The organism is Ferroplasma sp. Type II (genome assembly GCF_000496155.1).
Map to the genome: position 1 here is coordinate 1 of NZ_KI542691.1, position 13,472 is coordinate 13,472.

The following is a 13,472-nucleotide window of genomic DNA, read 5'->3' on the forward strand; positions in this document are numbered from 1 at the left end:
TTTACTGTATTTTACATTCTAATAATTGTTGTATCTTCTTATGAAATTTTTTTATTTTCATCAGCTATAATAAAAAATAAATTTATGGTTATATATTCAATGGGCTATAAGAAAAATCACATAGTGCTATCATATTTCACCATGTTTGTTATGTATCCTCTATTCCTGTTGTGTATATCTTATTTTTTAATTTCATACATTGATTTTCTCTCAATTCAGTGGTATATAATAGATCGTTTATTGTTGTTTACTTGTGTGAATTTAATATTTTTTATAAGCATTGGTTTTTTACTGGCCGTTTCCACAAAAAATTCCCTTATACCCAGTGCCTTTATTATAGTATTTTTTTATTTGCTAATCCCATTTGCCTACATCAGGCCGGAAAACACAATAATATATCATTTATTTTATTCAATGAATGCCTATTTGAGTTTTGGATTTAATCATATTGCTATCCAGGCCATTATAATAGAATTTTTACTTTCAATAATTTTCCTAGTTCTAGCCATGTTAATTGCCAATTATAGGGATATGAAGGTGGTCAGGTGAATTATAAGCAATTGGCAAGAATTTTTATCATTTTGGCAATATTGCTGTCTATCATCATTTTCTCAATCCCCGCAGCAAATCATTACGGTAATTCTTTCATATTGAATACTAAAAATAATATAACAGAAACATACAATAATACCACGCATTATATAAGCCAGGGTTATTATTCTTCGGCTGTCTTCAGAACATATGGAGGAGAACTTAAACTTGTTCCTGATCAACAGGCAACATCAGGCGGGCACAATTATTCCGTTGAAACTTATGTGTCTATTTATTCTATTAATCTGCATTACAACGACACAACGGCTAATAAAATTTTTGGAAGAAATATTGAAAATCAAATTGAAATAAAATTAAGTGCGGGGTATTATATGATAAGGTATAATTCAACAGTAACGTTATATCATAACCAAAGCCTTAAGCATATAAGTGGTTCTAATTTTCTAGCAGTTACCCCTCCTAATGATTATCCTTTAATAATTGCAGCTTATGTTCTGGCTATTCCCACAACTATTGTAGGGATATTTTCGGGAATCCTATATTATAAGGACAAATCAAAATATTCCTAAATTAATTGTTTGCCAGTGCCTGGGACTGCTCTACGGTTAACAGTAACTCAAAATTATAAATTATTATCCAATCCTGGAGGTTTAAAATGCCTATCAGAGACGAAAGAATTCAGGGCTCATAGAAGCCATATTACAGAAATTTGCATGAATTTTTTACAACGCCTAAAGAAATTTACTGGCTCTGGCAATTCGGTAGCCAGTTTGCTAAATACAGAGACCCTGTTAGCTTTGAGATGACACAGCATGACAAAAAAGATATACACCGCTTTAATTACACTCCATAAAGTGGTTTTATGGACAATCGATGGTTTATAGGATATGTATTTTCCAATCTTGCTGCTGGACTTACGACTCCATTGATTCCGCTTTTTATAGTATTTTATCTTAAAAGCAATGTTGAATATGTTGGCCTGGTTTCTGCACTTGCCTCTCTTGCATCCGTGCCGGCCCTCATTTTCTGGGGAAACCTTTCTGATAAAATTAAGAAGAGAAAGATATTCATAGTTATAGGATTTGTAGGTTCCTTTTTATCCCTTCTGCTGGTATTGATTGTCCACACAATGCCATCCTATGTCTTTATGCTTGTCCTTTTCCAGGTACTTGCAATGTCCAGTGTGCCTGTTTCCACTCTGTTAATACTGGAAAACTCTGAAAAATCAGCATGGCCTAAGGTCATGGGCAAATTCAACAGTTATAGTGCAATTGGAACTGTTATTGGGCTTGGCGTGGGAGTCCTTATTTTGACGTTCTTTAAGAATGAGGGGCCCCAGTTGATTCCCTACCTCTACGTTATAGCGGCATGGTTTTACCTGATTGCCGGAATAATATCAATAATTGTGCTTAAGGAGCCAAAAAGTGAGATAAGCAGGGGTAAAATAGGATATTTATTCGCACTGCATGTCATCGAGCGGGTACGCTATTTCCCAACACATCTTGTCCATATACCGGGAAAAGAAAATAAGATTAAGATACCGGATCATTTAAAACTATACCTATTCACAACCATGATTCTCATGATGGGCTTTCAGTTATTTTTCATACCTTATCCAGTATTTGTCATTAAAAAAATGAATGCAAATGAAAATGACATATACATAATGTTTCTGCTAAATAGTCTGTTCTCTGCTGCAACCTTTATACCGGCAGGCAGGTATATCAACTATATAGGTTCAAACAGGATGCTTGTAATTTCTACCTCAATCAGGGTTGCCCTCTTCCTTGTAACGGGTGTGCTTTCATTTTTTGTTTTTGATACTGTGGGCTATCTTCTATTCTTCATAATCATGTACGGCGTCTTTGGGGCCATATGGAGTTTCATAGGGATAAGCGAAATTACCAGTATTTCAAATATGGCCACATCACTCATAAGAGGGAAAGTAATAGGGTATTATAACTCACTTAATGGAGTCGGGCAGATAATGGGTGCCGCATTGTCTGGATTTGTGGCATATGATATAAGCTATTCATTCGATTTCATACTCTCTGCCATTATTGTCCTCTCCGGCCTGCTTATAATATTATATGCAAAACCTCCCGATATTCAGTATTCCAAAAAAATTGTAAAGTCTCATTCCTGAATCCTCTTTATGAACAGATGGAAAAGGTTCATAAATCCATCATTCCAGGTTTTTAGCTTGGGTTTGCTTATTCTTATTCCATATTTTATGGGAACTTCTATTAACTTGCCGAGCCTTACTGCATCAATTTTAATATCCTCCGAAAATGACATTCCATTGCTGAGATTTTTCATTTTCTCATAAAATTCGCGGTAAAAAATCCACATGCCGCTCTGGGAATCGTTGAGAGTTATCTTGAAAAGCAATCGCATGGTGAAGTTTAAAATGCTGTTTCCTATGTAATGCAGGGATGTGTAATTATGCTGTGTCCTGAGAGTCATTCGGTCACATGAAATAAAGTTGACCTCATCCATCCAGATAATTTCCAGTAAGGGCTTGACTATGTCTGTAGGATATGTATTGTCGCCGTCCATGCATACAATAAGGTCTCCCTTTGCGCGCTTCAATCCGGTTTTATATGCAGTTCCATAACCCCTCTTGCTCTCATTTATCACAATGGCACCCTTTGCTGCTGCTATTTCCTTTGTCCTGTCGGTAGAATCTGTATCAACCACTATAATTTCTATTCCTTCAACCGATTTTAAAAGGCCGTCGATTACCGACCCAATGGTTCCTTCCTCGTTGATTGTGGGAATAACTGCAGTAACATTCATCTTTCCACAATAGAATAACTTATTTATTATTTTTTAGTATGTCAGTTTTCTATTTAACATACTTTTATAGGTTTTCCACTGATGCCGGACAATTTTATCAATATCTATTTTATTTTGAATAGAGTTTTTAACAAAATTTATGGTTCTTGGGTCTGATGGGTATCCGGATCCAAAATCACCGTATTTTTCATGTAGCTTCTCTATTTCACGGTCTCTTATAACCTTGGCAACTATTGAGGCAGCAGATACAGCAGGATATATCTCATCAGCCTTGTGCCTGCATATAATTTTTCTGCCAGAATTCATGGATAATTTTGACTGCAGCCGGGATTCATTTACATCAAAGCTATCCACATATATGATAGCTTCAACTGGAGCCCATAATGCCAGCTTTGATGCATATTTCTCCTCCAGATCGTTCAGTTTTTTATGTTCAACGTATTCATCTATTTCTGATGGATTTATTACTACAAAGCTATGGTTAAAGGCCTGGAGGTCTACAAATAACTGTTCTCGCCTTTGTGGGGACAATTTCTTTGAGTCGGCAACTCCAACATCTTCCAGTTCTTTTTTATTACCGCATAATATTGCCATTACCATTGGCCCTATTAATGGGCCCCTGCCGGCTTCATCAATTCCACATTCTTCCATATACCATATATGATGGTTCCACTAAATATATATTTATCATTACGATCGGCGCATAATTGCAAAACTATACTATTGAATCCAAAAAAATAGTTATTACGACAAATTTTCCCAGAGAGCGCTTAGATGAATTTACACAGTGCGCCAGTGACCCTGATTTAGGCTTCAATCTCATGAACCATGGATTTCAGTATCCCTATACAGAAGAGGACGCTGTAGCATTCATAGAAAGGAATAGGGAAGCAGGGAATGAGATATTTGCCATGGATTTTTTTATTTTCTATGAAAACCATTTTGTGGGGATTATCGGGTTGTCAGACATAGACTATGATAATTCAAGATCGCATGTGGGATACTGGACAGGAAAAAGCTTCAGGAATAGGGGAATAGCCGGTGAGGCACTGGGCCTTGTAATAGAATTTGCCAGAAAGACGCTTAAATTGCACAGTCTTTATACAGCGGCCCTTACTGAGAATATACCGTCAATATCTGTTCTAATAAAGAACGGATTCTCTCTGGATGGGATTCAAAAAGATTGCTTTAAATATGATGGAAAGTTTTACTCCGCATTTGCATTCTCTTTAGTGCTTTAATCTCTAACTCTGGCAATTATGCATAATATGTTTTGAGAATTTCTTTGTTTTAAGGGATCAAATACGAATATTTATATACCTACATATTATGTATATACATAATATGACACATCCGGACTGGGTACTGAAATTCAAGAAGAAAGGAACGCTTGTTATGAAGAGGGATGACCGGTACTATCTCTACAGGGTCTCAAGCAAATGGAACCCTGAAATGAAGAGGGCACAGATGAAGACAGGTGAATACCTTGGCAGAATAACACCTGATGGCATCATTGAACCCAAGACAAAGAGGGTAATGAAACGCTATGAACACATATCTGTCAAGGAATACGGTTCTTCATTCCTCTTACAGCATATATCCGGTGATTTGGTTGCATCCCTTAAAAACCATTTTCCTGAATGGAAGGAGATATTCATATTCGCATGCATGCGCCTTATCAATGTATCTCCAATGAAAAACGTTGATTTCTATTACAGGACATCATTCTTGTCTGAAACAGTAAAGGATGTGCATGTCTCACCAGATGTCTTAGGTGACATGCTGAGGAATATAGGCACCGACAGGAAGTCAGTGACAGACTTTATGAAATCATTCATGAGGGATGAGAGATACCTTGCAGTGGACCTGACACATGTGCTCTCAATGAGTGAGGGCGTAATATCCGCCACACTTGGGCATAACAGCATGGAGGAGTACCTCCCCCAGGTACAGTTGCTCTTCCTGTTCTCACTGGAGCATGATGCACCGGTATATTTCAGGATACTTCCAGGATCAATAAACAGTGTGATGTCACTGAAGATAACAATGGAAGAAACCGGATCGAAGAATATAGTCTTAGTGGCTGATACCGGCTTCTATTCCCTGAAGAATGTCCAGGCTCTTGATGCCATGAAAATATTCTTCATAATACCATTAAGGAGGAACTCAAGGCTTATAGATTATTCCATGAAAGGGGAGAAACACTTCATGTTCCAGGATCATCCCATATTCTATTCAAAATATGAAAGTAATGGCAGGACATTATACACATTCAGGAATGATTTCCTTAAGGCAGAGGAGAAGGACTACCTGAAAAGGCATTCCAACTCTTCAGGATTCATAAAGATCAATAAGAGAATGGGAACCATATCTGTCATGACAAACCTGAAAGTCTCCGGCGAGATCGTTTATGATATGCTGAAATCACGTGTGGATATAGAGCAGTCATATGACACATTCAAGAATACAATACACGGTGACAGGACATACATGAGGGATGATTACCAGATGCAGGGATGGACGTTTGTAAATTTCCTATCACTGATAATGCATTACAGGATCTATAACCTGCTGAGAAAGCATGACCTGCTCAAGAAATACTCTCCGGAAGATGTAATAGAACATCTTCAGCGTGTGAACATGCTCAAGATCGGTGAGGAATGGAAGATATCTGAAATACCGAAAAAATCTGGGGAAATAATTAAGGCTCTTGAAATACCTATTATGCAAAATAACGGGAGTTAGAGTTTAATATTTACCTGTGTTTATATTATCACTGAAAACCTAATTTTTATTGAGATTTCATGCTATGGCTTTATATGTGGGCTGACATTCATGGTAATATTTATAAACAAGAATTCTATAAGACTTCTCATATGACAAAGTACGTTTTAATTTCGGATTCTACCTTAAGTTATGACTATAGAAATTTCCCGTTGCTGGATTTTTTGCCATGTGCACCGGGAAGGAAGGTACCCGGAAGAGTATACAGGTTTCTAAGGGGTCCATCGCCTGAGGCTTTGCCAAACGGTGAGGCAAAAAACGCACCATATGCCATAAGAAAGATCGAGGCAGGACTGCTTAGAGACAATCCAAAAAAAGATGTTGCTGTGGCACACATGGATTATCTTTCAAATTTTATCACAGATGACACTGAAATCATAGGAGTTTCTACAATGGACCCACTGGGTATTGGCCCGACCACAATGTCATACGCTGCCCTTTTCGGTGGTGAACTGGACTCATGGGTCAGAAGGGAATGGGACATACTCATGGAAAGGATAAACCAGGTCAGGAAGGGGAAAAAAGCAAAACTTGTCATAGGTGGTCCTGGAGTATGGGAATTCACTGTCCTCAGAGATGAGATAGACAAGTATAATTTTGATTATGTTGTGTCCGGTGAAATGGATGATATAATATCAGAGCTATTCAGGGGTATAGCAAGTGATGATATAGACAAAAATATGTTTACCAGGGGATACATGACATACGATGACCATTTCAGGAGGGTTGTTAAAAACGATGACCTGTTTGTCGGCAGAGGCACAGGAATACGTGCTTATCCATCATTAGAGGACATTCCTGAAATTGTCAATCCTGCCACAAAGGGCATGACAGAGGTGATGCGGGGGTGCGGAGTTGGCTGCGATTTCTGTGAAGTTACATTAAGGCCCCTAAGATATTATCCTCTGGACAGGATTAAGAGGGAAATAGAGGTAAATGTCAGAGGGGGCAATGACCATGCATGGCTGCACTCCGATGAAATATTTGAATATAAACATGAGAAAATGTTTACCCCTAATCAGGATGAATTGGTAAATCTTATGAAAACCGTTATGTCCATAAAGGGAGTAACTGGTTCAAACCCCACCCATGGGAGAATTTCTATCCCGGCTGCTTTTCCAGATCTCATAAAGCGCCTAAGTGAAATACTTAAGGCAGGGCCGAACAACTGGATTGGCATACAGACTGGTGTAGAAACTGGAAGCGATTCACTTGCATTAAAACATATGCCCAATAAGACCATGCCCCTGAGGATAGGCCCAGATGGCTCATTCCGTGATATAGTATGGGAAGGGGTATACAATGAAACAAGGTATTACTGGAGATCCGCATTTACCATACAGGTGGGCCAGCAGCAAGAAACTGATGAGGACAACTGGGATTCAATAGCTATGATTAACCAGCTGAGCCATTCGTACGTTGATGGAAGGCCATTCGAATTTACTGTTACTCCACTGGTAAATGTCCCCCTTGGGAGAATTAAATCCAGAAGCCTGAATTCAATGCTTAACCCAACACAACTGGGAGTTTATTATGCATCATACAGGCACCTTGCAAAGATGGCTGCAAGGGACGGATTCAGAGATACCAATGGAAACATGCTTGTCAGGGCCGGAACCGGAACTATACTCAGCGTCGGCGGGGAATTAATGCTGAAAGTTGTAGAGAAAATAGCAAGGAAAAATGGTGTGGATATAGACAAAGTCAAGAAATGGGGAATAGAGAATGATAAGGAAATTTCCTCATTGAGCATGCTTTCAAGGGCATGAAACTTTAAAGTATTTATACCAATCTTTTATACATTGCCATGGTTAATTATAATTTTTTGAAGAGAATTTTAGTGGTTGGGGAAAAAAATCTGTTATCCCGCCTTTCTGTATACCCTTTAATGGGAATTGAAAGTTCTTCAAATCTTATACTCATGCTCAAAAACGCACCCTCCGACGTTGAAAAATACAATGAAATAGTAAGGTCTATTGAAAAGAAAGGAGATGAAATGGATATAGATTTCAGGCATGAGGTGACCAGTGGAGCTATAAGCTCTAGCCTCATGGACAACCTTCTGGACCTCATAGAGAAATGCGACGATATACTGGATAAAACATATTTTACAAGCAGGGAGATAAACAGGTTCAATATTCATTATAAAATGACAGAAGAAGAAAAAAATGTAAGAGACCATGCCTATAACAGTTTTATAACAATCCTCGAGGCAAATAAAAAATCGCTGGATTTTGTCCATAGCATACTCAACGAAAATGACCTTTCAAAAATGAAGGAGGACAGAAAAAATATAGAAGCCATAGAAGAGCAGGTAGATGAAATAAAGGATAATATAATTGATTTTACGTACCTGAATTCCACCAAAATATCCTATCTTGTATTTGAACACCTCAATACACTGGCACACAAACTTGATGACCTTTTAGATGACTGCGAAGACATTTCAGATCTGGTATTCACAATAATGCTTGCGGTGACAAGTTGATTTTATTCATATTTTCACTGGTGCTTACCTTTCTGCTCACACTTCTTGTGTCAGGAAATAACCTTTCTGCCGCCGTTGGAACTCTAATAGGATCGAGGATAGTTGGAAGATATGCAGGTGTATTAATTGGATCTACGGGGTTTTTCCTGGGGCTCATCCTGGAGGGGCGGTTCCTGCACGGTGCTGCACTTTCACTTGTTCCACACTCATATTTCTATATAACATATGCATTCCTGATTTCCTTCCTCATATTCCTCTTTGCAAACATAGGCAGAGCGCCACTGTCACTTACAATGGCTCTTGCAGGCACTGCCCTGGGAATTGATATTCGTATAGGCTATTCCATAGATTATAGATTCGTAATGCTTATGGTAGCATTCTGGGTTATAGCACCTGTAATATCCGTGATTGCTTCATATTTAACAGAGAGGGGATTTTTTCACAGAAATTTCAAAAATGTCTGGAATGTGGCCAGATGGCTAAAATTCCTTATTGTGATTTCCTCATTCCTGACAGCATTCACCCTTGGCGCTAATACTCTTGGATTTATAGCAAACGTTGAGGGATTTCACCTGGTAACAATAATAGTAATGACAGTTGCAATATTTGCCGGGTCATTCTTTCTTAGCAGTGGGGTCATAAAAAGAGTGGGAGAAGAAATGTACTCCATGCGGTATTCCAATGCACTTGTTTCCCTGGTTAGTTTCCTCCCTCCTGGTTGAAATAGCAACATTTTTTGCAGTGCCATTATCTAACACCCAGACACTCACATCAAGTGTGTTCGGTGTGGGAATATCCTATAAATACAAGGCAATTTACATGCGACCCTTTCTTATAATAATACTTACATGGGTGCTGTCTCCGACTATCGGGTTTATACTGGGATATCTGGTTTAATTAAAGCCCGTGCGTCAGGTTATCTATTCTTCCTCCATCTACCACGAGAACCTGGCCATCCATGTATTCTGAATCTGATGATGCGAGAAACATTGCGGCATCTGCTATGTTTTCAGGCTTTCCTGTCATATTTAGCTCTGTTCTTGACTTAAATGACTCTCTCAGTTTGTTCACTTCCTCATCACTTTTTCCTCCTATAGTCATATCCGATTCTATCCATCCAGGTGCGATGGCGTTGACTCTCACATGCCAGTCCATAAGGTCAAAGGCAAGCCTCTTGGTCAACATTGCTATTGCAGCCTTTGTCATGGAATAGAATGTTGTTCCCTTTGCGGCAGTGCCAACTCCAGCATTTGATGCCATGTTTATTATTATTCCATGCTGTTTCTTAAGGTCATCCATGCATTCCCTGGTTGTGTATATAGACCCCATAACATTTATGTCGAATATTCTTTTTATCTTTGCATCGTCAAATTCGTCCCATGAGATGGTACTTAGAATTCCAGCATTGTTGACTAAAATGTCGATAGCCCCCATTTTTTTATGTATTTCATTTATCATATTCTTCACAGATTCATGGTCAGAAATATCAGCCTGGAATACTTCAGAACCGTGGAGCAGGTTTTTTAATTCCTCGGCCGATTTCCGGTCCTTATTATAATTAATGGCTATTCTGGCTCCTTCTGAGGCAAATTTCATGGCTATGGCCCTGCCCAATCCCCTTGAAGATCCTGTAATTAATGCTATTTTATTGTCAAGTTTTCCCATAATTATAGATATTTTCAAATTATAAAACTGTTATTGTTTATTGGGGAACGATGGATTATTGCTTCCTGAACACGTGGTTTTTTCGAGGTTCAGGCTTCAAAGGGTTTATATATGCATTTTAAATTTGTTTTTAATGATCAATAATTACGAGGCAGTCTACAAAAAGCAGCATTACGGGCTTGTGGGCAGCCATTCCGCGGTTAAGGTTTGCCACTGGACAAAAAGTGAATTGCTTGGCAAGGCACCATGTTATAAAAATACATTTTACGGCATAAAATCACACCAGTGCATACAGATGACCCCTGCACTTAACCAGTGCTCTGAAAACTGTGATTTCTGCTGGAGGTTTCAGGGATTTGATTCCATGCATATAAATGAGGAGGATGACCCGGAGTTTATTCTTGAGGAAAGCATAAAGGCCCATCTCAAGCTTATATCGGGGTTTAAGGGGAATCCTAAGGTCAAAAAAGAACTTTTTGAGGAAGCATCCCATCCCAGGCATATGGCAATATCACTGACCGGCGAGCCTACTTTATATACCCGCCTTGGTGAGCTTATAGAGGCAGCCACGAGGCGTGGGATAACAACATTTGTCGTTACCAATGGAACCATGCCGAAAGTTCTGGAAACCCTGAATCCATTGCCAACTCAGCTGTATGTTACTGTTGCGGGGCCTACTAAGGAAATTTTCAATGATGTGCTTCATCCGGCAATTGGAAATGCCTGGGAGAATTTCAATAAAACTCTGGATCTTCTCCCATCCCTTGATACAAGGACTGTAATAAGGCATACAATGGTTAAAAATGTTAATTTTCCGTTCTATGATGAATATGAGAAAATGGACAGGAGAGCCGATCCTGATTTCATAGAATCCAAGGGATATGTGCATGTTGGCCAATCGGCTGGCAGGCTTTCATATGAAAATATGCCTACACATGATGAGATTATGGAATTTTCATCTACCATGGCAAAAAGGCTCGGTTATTTTGAATACGCAGACAGGTTTGAAAGCCGTGTTGCCATGATTGCAAAGAATCCGGAAACTGCCAGAATAAATGTGGATGCGGAAATACAAAAAACCCTTAAAAAACTTGAATTGAGCAGTGATTAACTACATAAATTCCCTAATCATTAGGCATTACGATGATGTTCTCTCCCTTATTTTACGGGATTGTGATACAGCAACTGACAGAGAAACTGTTTGAGAAAACAGGGGCCATAGTGCCTAATACTACTGGAAACTATGCAATCTTCTTGAGTGTGCTATAAAGTTGGGTAACCCTGATGTCCTCCTCAACAGGTTTTATCTGATAAAGTTCGATGTTCGACAGTAAAGGTGTGTACTTGAAGATTAGCAAGGCACTGGGTAGTAGAAGCTTCAATCCTTCGCTCTCCTGTTTGGATATGCAGTAACAATTTTCAGGCAATCCGACGTTTTTGAAAAAACAAATTCAAAATAAAGATCCCGTTGTTTTACTGTTACTTGAAAATCCTCTTTTTTCGCCATTTCTCGTTATAGTATTCACTTGGAGAAACATCAACGCAAGAGTTCAGAAAAGCTTCATCGTTTAGAAGAACATCTAACATAATAAGTTTGCCTTGCCTCAAAGCGTCGACAATGTTTGATGCAAATTACTGATCCTTTAATACACTAAAGATATACTTACAGATATGATCAAAATGACCTGCCTGTTCCATATGTTATCAGCAAAACTAACGCTCTTGCACAAGAACCGCACCTGACATAGTAGTTATATTATAATGAGGGAGCCCTAAAGCATTTATGTATGTATCAGAGTATTTAACTATCAATGGCTCTGCATATACGTCTATTACCTCCCCAGTCTCAGCTTTAAATCTGCTTCTTGCTGGAGCATCGATCCTGAACTTTGATACTTTGTCTAACTTGTCCTCTGAGAGTTGATTTAAAGGCACACCGTTGTACACCATGTCCGGATCATGAGTTTGGCTAACGACTTTTAGAGTGTTATTGAAGACATTCAGCCCTTTTCCTATTTCTGCAATCTGCGCATCAAGCACCGCTATAACGATTTTTAATTTGAAGTCCGGAATCTCCACTGTACACGGATCGTGTTCTTGCAGTGTGGTATTAAATTCTTTCATTTTCAATCGCTTCCCTGAGGTCTTCTTGTTCTTCTTGACTGAGTTTTTTCTTGAATTCTATAGCAATGTATGAAATTCTTAGGCTATCTGATAGTCCTATTTCGACATCAGAGTCAACGTATATCCAGCTCTGGGATTCCCTCCCAAAGTCAATATATATTCTGTTTCCAGTCTCATTTATTTTAACCTTTGGCATATTTTTCATCAAGTCCGCAGTAGACCAGGATGATATGCTACCAATAGTGCTGCTGAGAGAATTTGAAACTCCGTAGCTAGACATCATAAACAGTCAAGTATCTGCAATCATAAAAATCTTTCGACAATTTCAGTATCTCCGAACTGAGTTAATTTTTTATACAGAGTTGGCTATCTATGCCTGAGAAAAGTGGAAAGAATGGCTGGTTATCTTATTCTCCGCATAACTAATAATAAGGCCAGGGGGACATTAACTCAAATATTGCACCCATAGAGAAGATAGTTTTTGACTACAGAAATAGGGAACTTATGAATATCAGCTCGCCAATATTGCCTCAATACAAATTAAATGCCCAATATAATCGACATGATTATTATTGAAATAATTGCTAAATATAAATTAATTAATATACTGCTATTATGTTTTGAGAGGAATAATGGTACAAATTCTAACATTTCATGTGCAAATTCATCCTCATTTTTTATCATTTCTAACCTAGTTGTTTTCCTGTCCGTATGTGAAATCTTTGCTATTGCAACACCCAGAATATCTGAGTATAAAATTTTCATAGGATCCTTTTTCTTCATATTATCTCCCTTTGTAATTATCTTATCATCGGTAAAATCTATGACCCTATGTGAAACTGTACCTGCTGCATTAAGAGGATAATATATGTTTGATGTTTTGAATGTTATAATGTCTCCAATTTTTATATCATTAATATTACTAACCTTCTTTGTTATTAGAATGTCGCCGGATCTAAGGGCAGGGTTCATACTAGTCCCACGAATTGAAAAAATTCCGAATTCTTCGTTATTTATAGTGTACGATTTCAACTTTTTATTATATATTACATTGATTAAT

Annotated in this window: 15 protein-coding genes; 9 read left to right on the forward strand and 6 right to left on the reverse strand. The window is 38.3% G+C overall.

What is annotated here, in order from left to right; all coding sequences use genetic code 11:
- The first annotated feature begins 545 nt into the window (after positions 1-545).
- Both AMDU4_RS02200 and AMDU4_RS02205 read left to right on the forward strand, forming a co-directional pair.
- On the forward strand, positions 546-1,121 hold the full coding sequence (locus AMDU4_RS02200) for a hypothetical protein (protein WP_021786343.1): 576 nt from the start codon (positions 546-548) through the stop codon (positions 1,119-1,121).
- 293 nt (positions 1,122-1,414) lie between these two features.
- Positions 1,415-2,698: an MFS transporter gene (locus AMDU4_RS02205; protein ID WP_021786344.1), complete on the forward strand. Its 1,284-nt coding sequence runs from the start codon at positions 1,415-1,417 to the stop codon at positions 2,696-2,698.
- Here AMDU4_RS02205 and AMDU4_RS02210 read toward each other — a convergent pair.
- Positions 2,689-3,351 carry a glycosyltransferase family 2 protein gene (locus AMDU4_RS02210; protein WP_021786345.1) on the reverse strand — a complete coding sequence of 221 codons (663 nt, stop codon included), beginning with the start codon at positions 3,349-3,351 and terminating at the stop codon, positions 2,689-2,691. The genes AMDU4_RS02205 and AMDU4_RS02210 overlap by 10 nt on opposite strands.
- A gap of 33 nt (positions 3,352-3,384) precedes the next feature.
- Positions 3,385-4,002 carry a ribonuclease HII gene (gene rnhB, locus AMDU4_RS02215; protein ID WP_021786346.1) on the reverse strand — a complete coding sequence of 206 codons (618 nt, stop codon included), beginning with the start codon at positions 4,000-4,002 and terminating at the stop codon, positions 3,385-3,387.
- A 56-nt stretch (positions 4,003-4,058) separates the two neighbouring features.
- On the opposite strand from rnhB, the gene AMDU4_RS02220 reads away from it, so the two are divergent.
- The 6 genes from AMDU4_RS02220 to AMDU4_RS02245 all read left to right on the forward strand — a co-directional run bounded on the left by AMDU4_RS02220 (position 4,059) and on the right by AMDU4_RS02245 (position 9,520).
- Positions 4,059-4,592, forward strand: a complete 534-nt coding sequence (locus tag AMDU4_RS02220; RefSeq protein ID WP_290703935.1) for a GNAT family N-acetyltransferase — start codon at positions 4,059-4,061, stop codon at positions 4,590-4,592.
- Between the two features lie 88 nt (positions 4,593-4,680).
- The gene (locus AMDU4_RS02225; RefSeq protein WP_021786348.1) at positions 4,681-6,096 is read left to right on the forward strand and encodes a transposase; all 1,416 of its coding nucleotides are present in this window, start codon (positions 4,681-4,683) and stop codon (positions 6,094-6,096) included.
- A gap of 131 nt (positions 6,097-6,227) precedes the next feature.
- Entirely contained in the window at positions 6,228-7,904 is a 1,677-nt protein-coding gene (locus AMDU4_RS02230; RefSeq protein ID WP_290703938.1) for a radical SAM protein, read from the forward strand.
- 38 nt (positions 7,905-7,942) lie between these two features.
- Positions 7,943-8,623 (forward strand): DUF47 family protein, encoded by a 681-nt coding sequence (locus tag AMDU4_RS02235; RefSeq protein ID WP_021786350.1) that lies wholly within the window; start codon positions 7,943-7,945, stop codon positions 8,621-8,623.
- Complete coding sequence (locus tag AMDU4_RS02240) at positions 8,620-9,345, forward strand: inorganic phosphate transporter (protein ID WP_290703942.1); 726 nt, start codon at positions 8,620-8,622, stop codon at positions 9,343-9,345. Before AMDU4_RS02235 ends, AMDU4_RS02240 begins: the two co-directional genes overlap by 4 nt.
- Positions 9,305-9,520 (forward strand): inorganic phosphate transporter, encoded by a 216-nt coding sequence (locus AMDU4_RS02245; RefSeq protein WP_021786352.1) that lies wholly within the window; start codon positions 9,305-9,307, stop codon positions 9,518-9,520. Before AMDU4_RS02240 ends, AMDU4_RS02245 begins: the two co-directional genes overlap by 41 nt.
- Here AMDU4_RS02245 and AMDU4_RS02250 read toward each other — a convergent pair whose 3' ends face one another.
- Complete coding sequence (locus AMDU4_RS02250) at positions 9,521-10,288, reverse strand: SDR family oxidoreductase (RefSeq protein ID WP_021786353.1); 768 nt, start codon at positions 10,286-10,288, stop codon at positions 9,521-9,523.
- 133 nt (positions 10,289-10,421) lie between these two features.
- Here AMDU4_RS02250 and twy1 point away from each other — a divergent pair, with 133 nt between their 5' ends.
- Positions 10,422-11,399, forward strand: a complete 978-nt coding sequence (gene twy1, locus AMDU4_RS02255) for a 4-demethylwyosine synthase TYW1 (RefSeq protein WP_290703945.1) — start codon at positions 10,422-10,424, stop codon at positions 11,397-11,399.
- A gap of 602 nt (positions 11,400-12,001) precedes the next feature.
- Here twy1 and AMDU4_RS02260 read toward each other — a convergent pair.
- The 3 genes from AMDU4_RS02260 to AMDU4_RS02270 all read right to left on the reverse strand — a co-directional run.
- Positions 12,002-12,412, reverse strand: a complete 411-nt coding sequence (locus AMDU4_RS02260; protein ID WP_021786355.1) for a hypothetical protein — start codon at positions 12,410-12,412, stop codon at positions 12,002-12,004.
- A complete protein-coding gene (locus AMDU4_RS02265) occupies positions 12,399-12,695 on the reverse strand; it encodes a hypothetical protein (protein ID WP_021786356.1) in 297 nt (98 codons plus the stop codon). The genes AMDU4_RS02260 and AMDU4_RS02265 overlap by 14 nt, the downstream gene beginning before the upstream one ends.
- A 257-nt stretch (positions 12,696-12,952) precedes the next feature.
- Positions 12,953-13,472: signal peptidase I (locus AMDU4_RS02270; protein ID WP_021786357.1), on the reverse strand; the 520-nt coding region annotated here is incomplete at its 5' end.

Coding starts and splice junctions, on each gene's coding strand:
- AMDU4_RS02205 (WP_021786344.1), top strand. CDS start 1,415: ATGGACAATCGATGGTTTATAGGATATGTATTTTCCAATCTTGCTGCT.
- AMDU4_RS02210 (WP_021786345.1), bottom strand. CDS start 3,351: ATGAATGTTACTGCAGTTATTCCCACAATCAACGAGGAAGGAACCATT.
- rnhB (WP_021786346.1), bottom strand. CDS start 4,002: ATGGAAGAATGTGGAATTGATGAAGCCGGCAGGGGCCCATTAATAGGG.
- AMDU4_RS02225 (WP_021786348.1), top strand. CDS start 4,681: ATGTATATACATAATATGACACATCCGGACTGGGTACTGAAATTCAAG.
- AMDU4_RS02230 (WP_290703938.1), top strand. CDS start 6,228: ATGACAAAGTACGTTTTAATTTCGGATTCTACCTTAAGTTATGACTAT.
- AMDU4_RS02235 (WP_021786350.1), top strand. CDS start 7,943: ATGGTTAATTATAATTTTTTGAAGAGAATTTTAGTGGTTGGGGAAAAA.
- AMDU4_RS02245 (WP_021786352.1), top strand. CDS start 9,305: ATGCACTTGTTTCCCTGGTTAGTTTCCTCCCTCCTGGTTGAAATAGCA.
- AMDU4_RS02250 (WP_021786353.1), bottom strand. CDS start 10,288: ATGGGAAAACTTGACAATAAAATAGCATTAATTACAGGATCTTCAAGG.
- twy1 (WP_290703945.1), top strand. CDS start 10,422: ATGATCAATAATTACGAGGCAGTCTACAAAAAGCAGCATTACGGGCTT.
- AMDU4_RS02260 (WP_021786355.1), bottom strand. CDS start 12,412: ATGAAAGAATTTAATACCACACTGCAAGAACACGATCCGTGTACAGTG.
- AMDU4_RS02265 (WP_021786356.1), bottom strand. CDS start 12,695: ATGATGTCTAGCTACGGAGTTTCAAATTCTCTCAGCAGCACTATTGGT.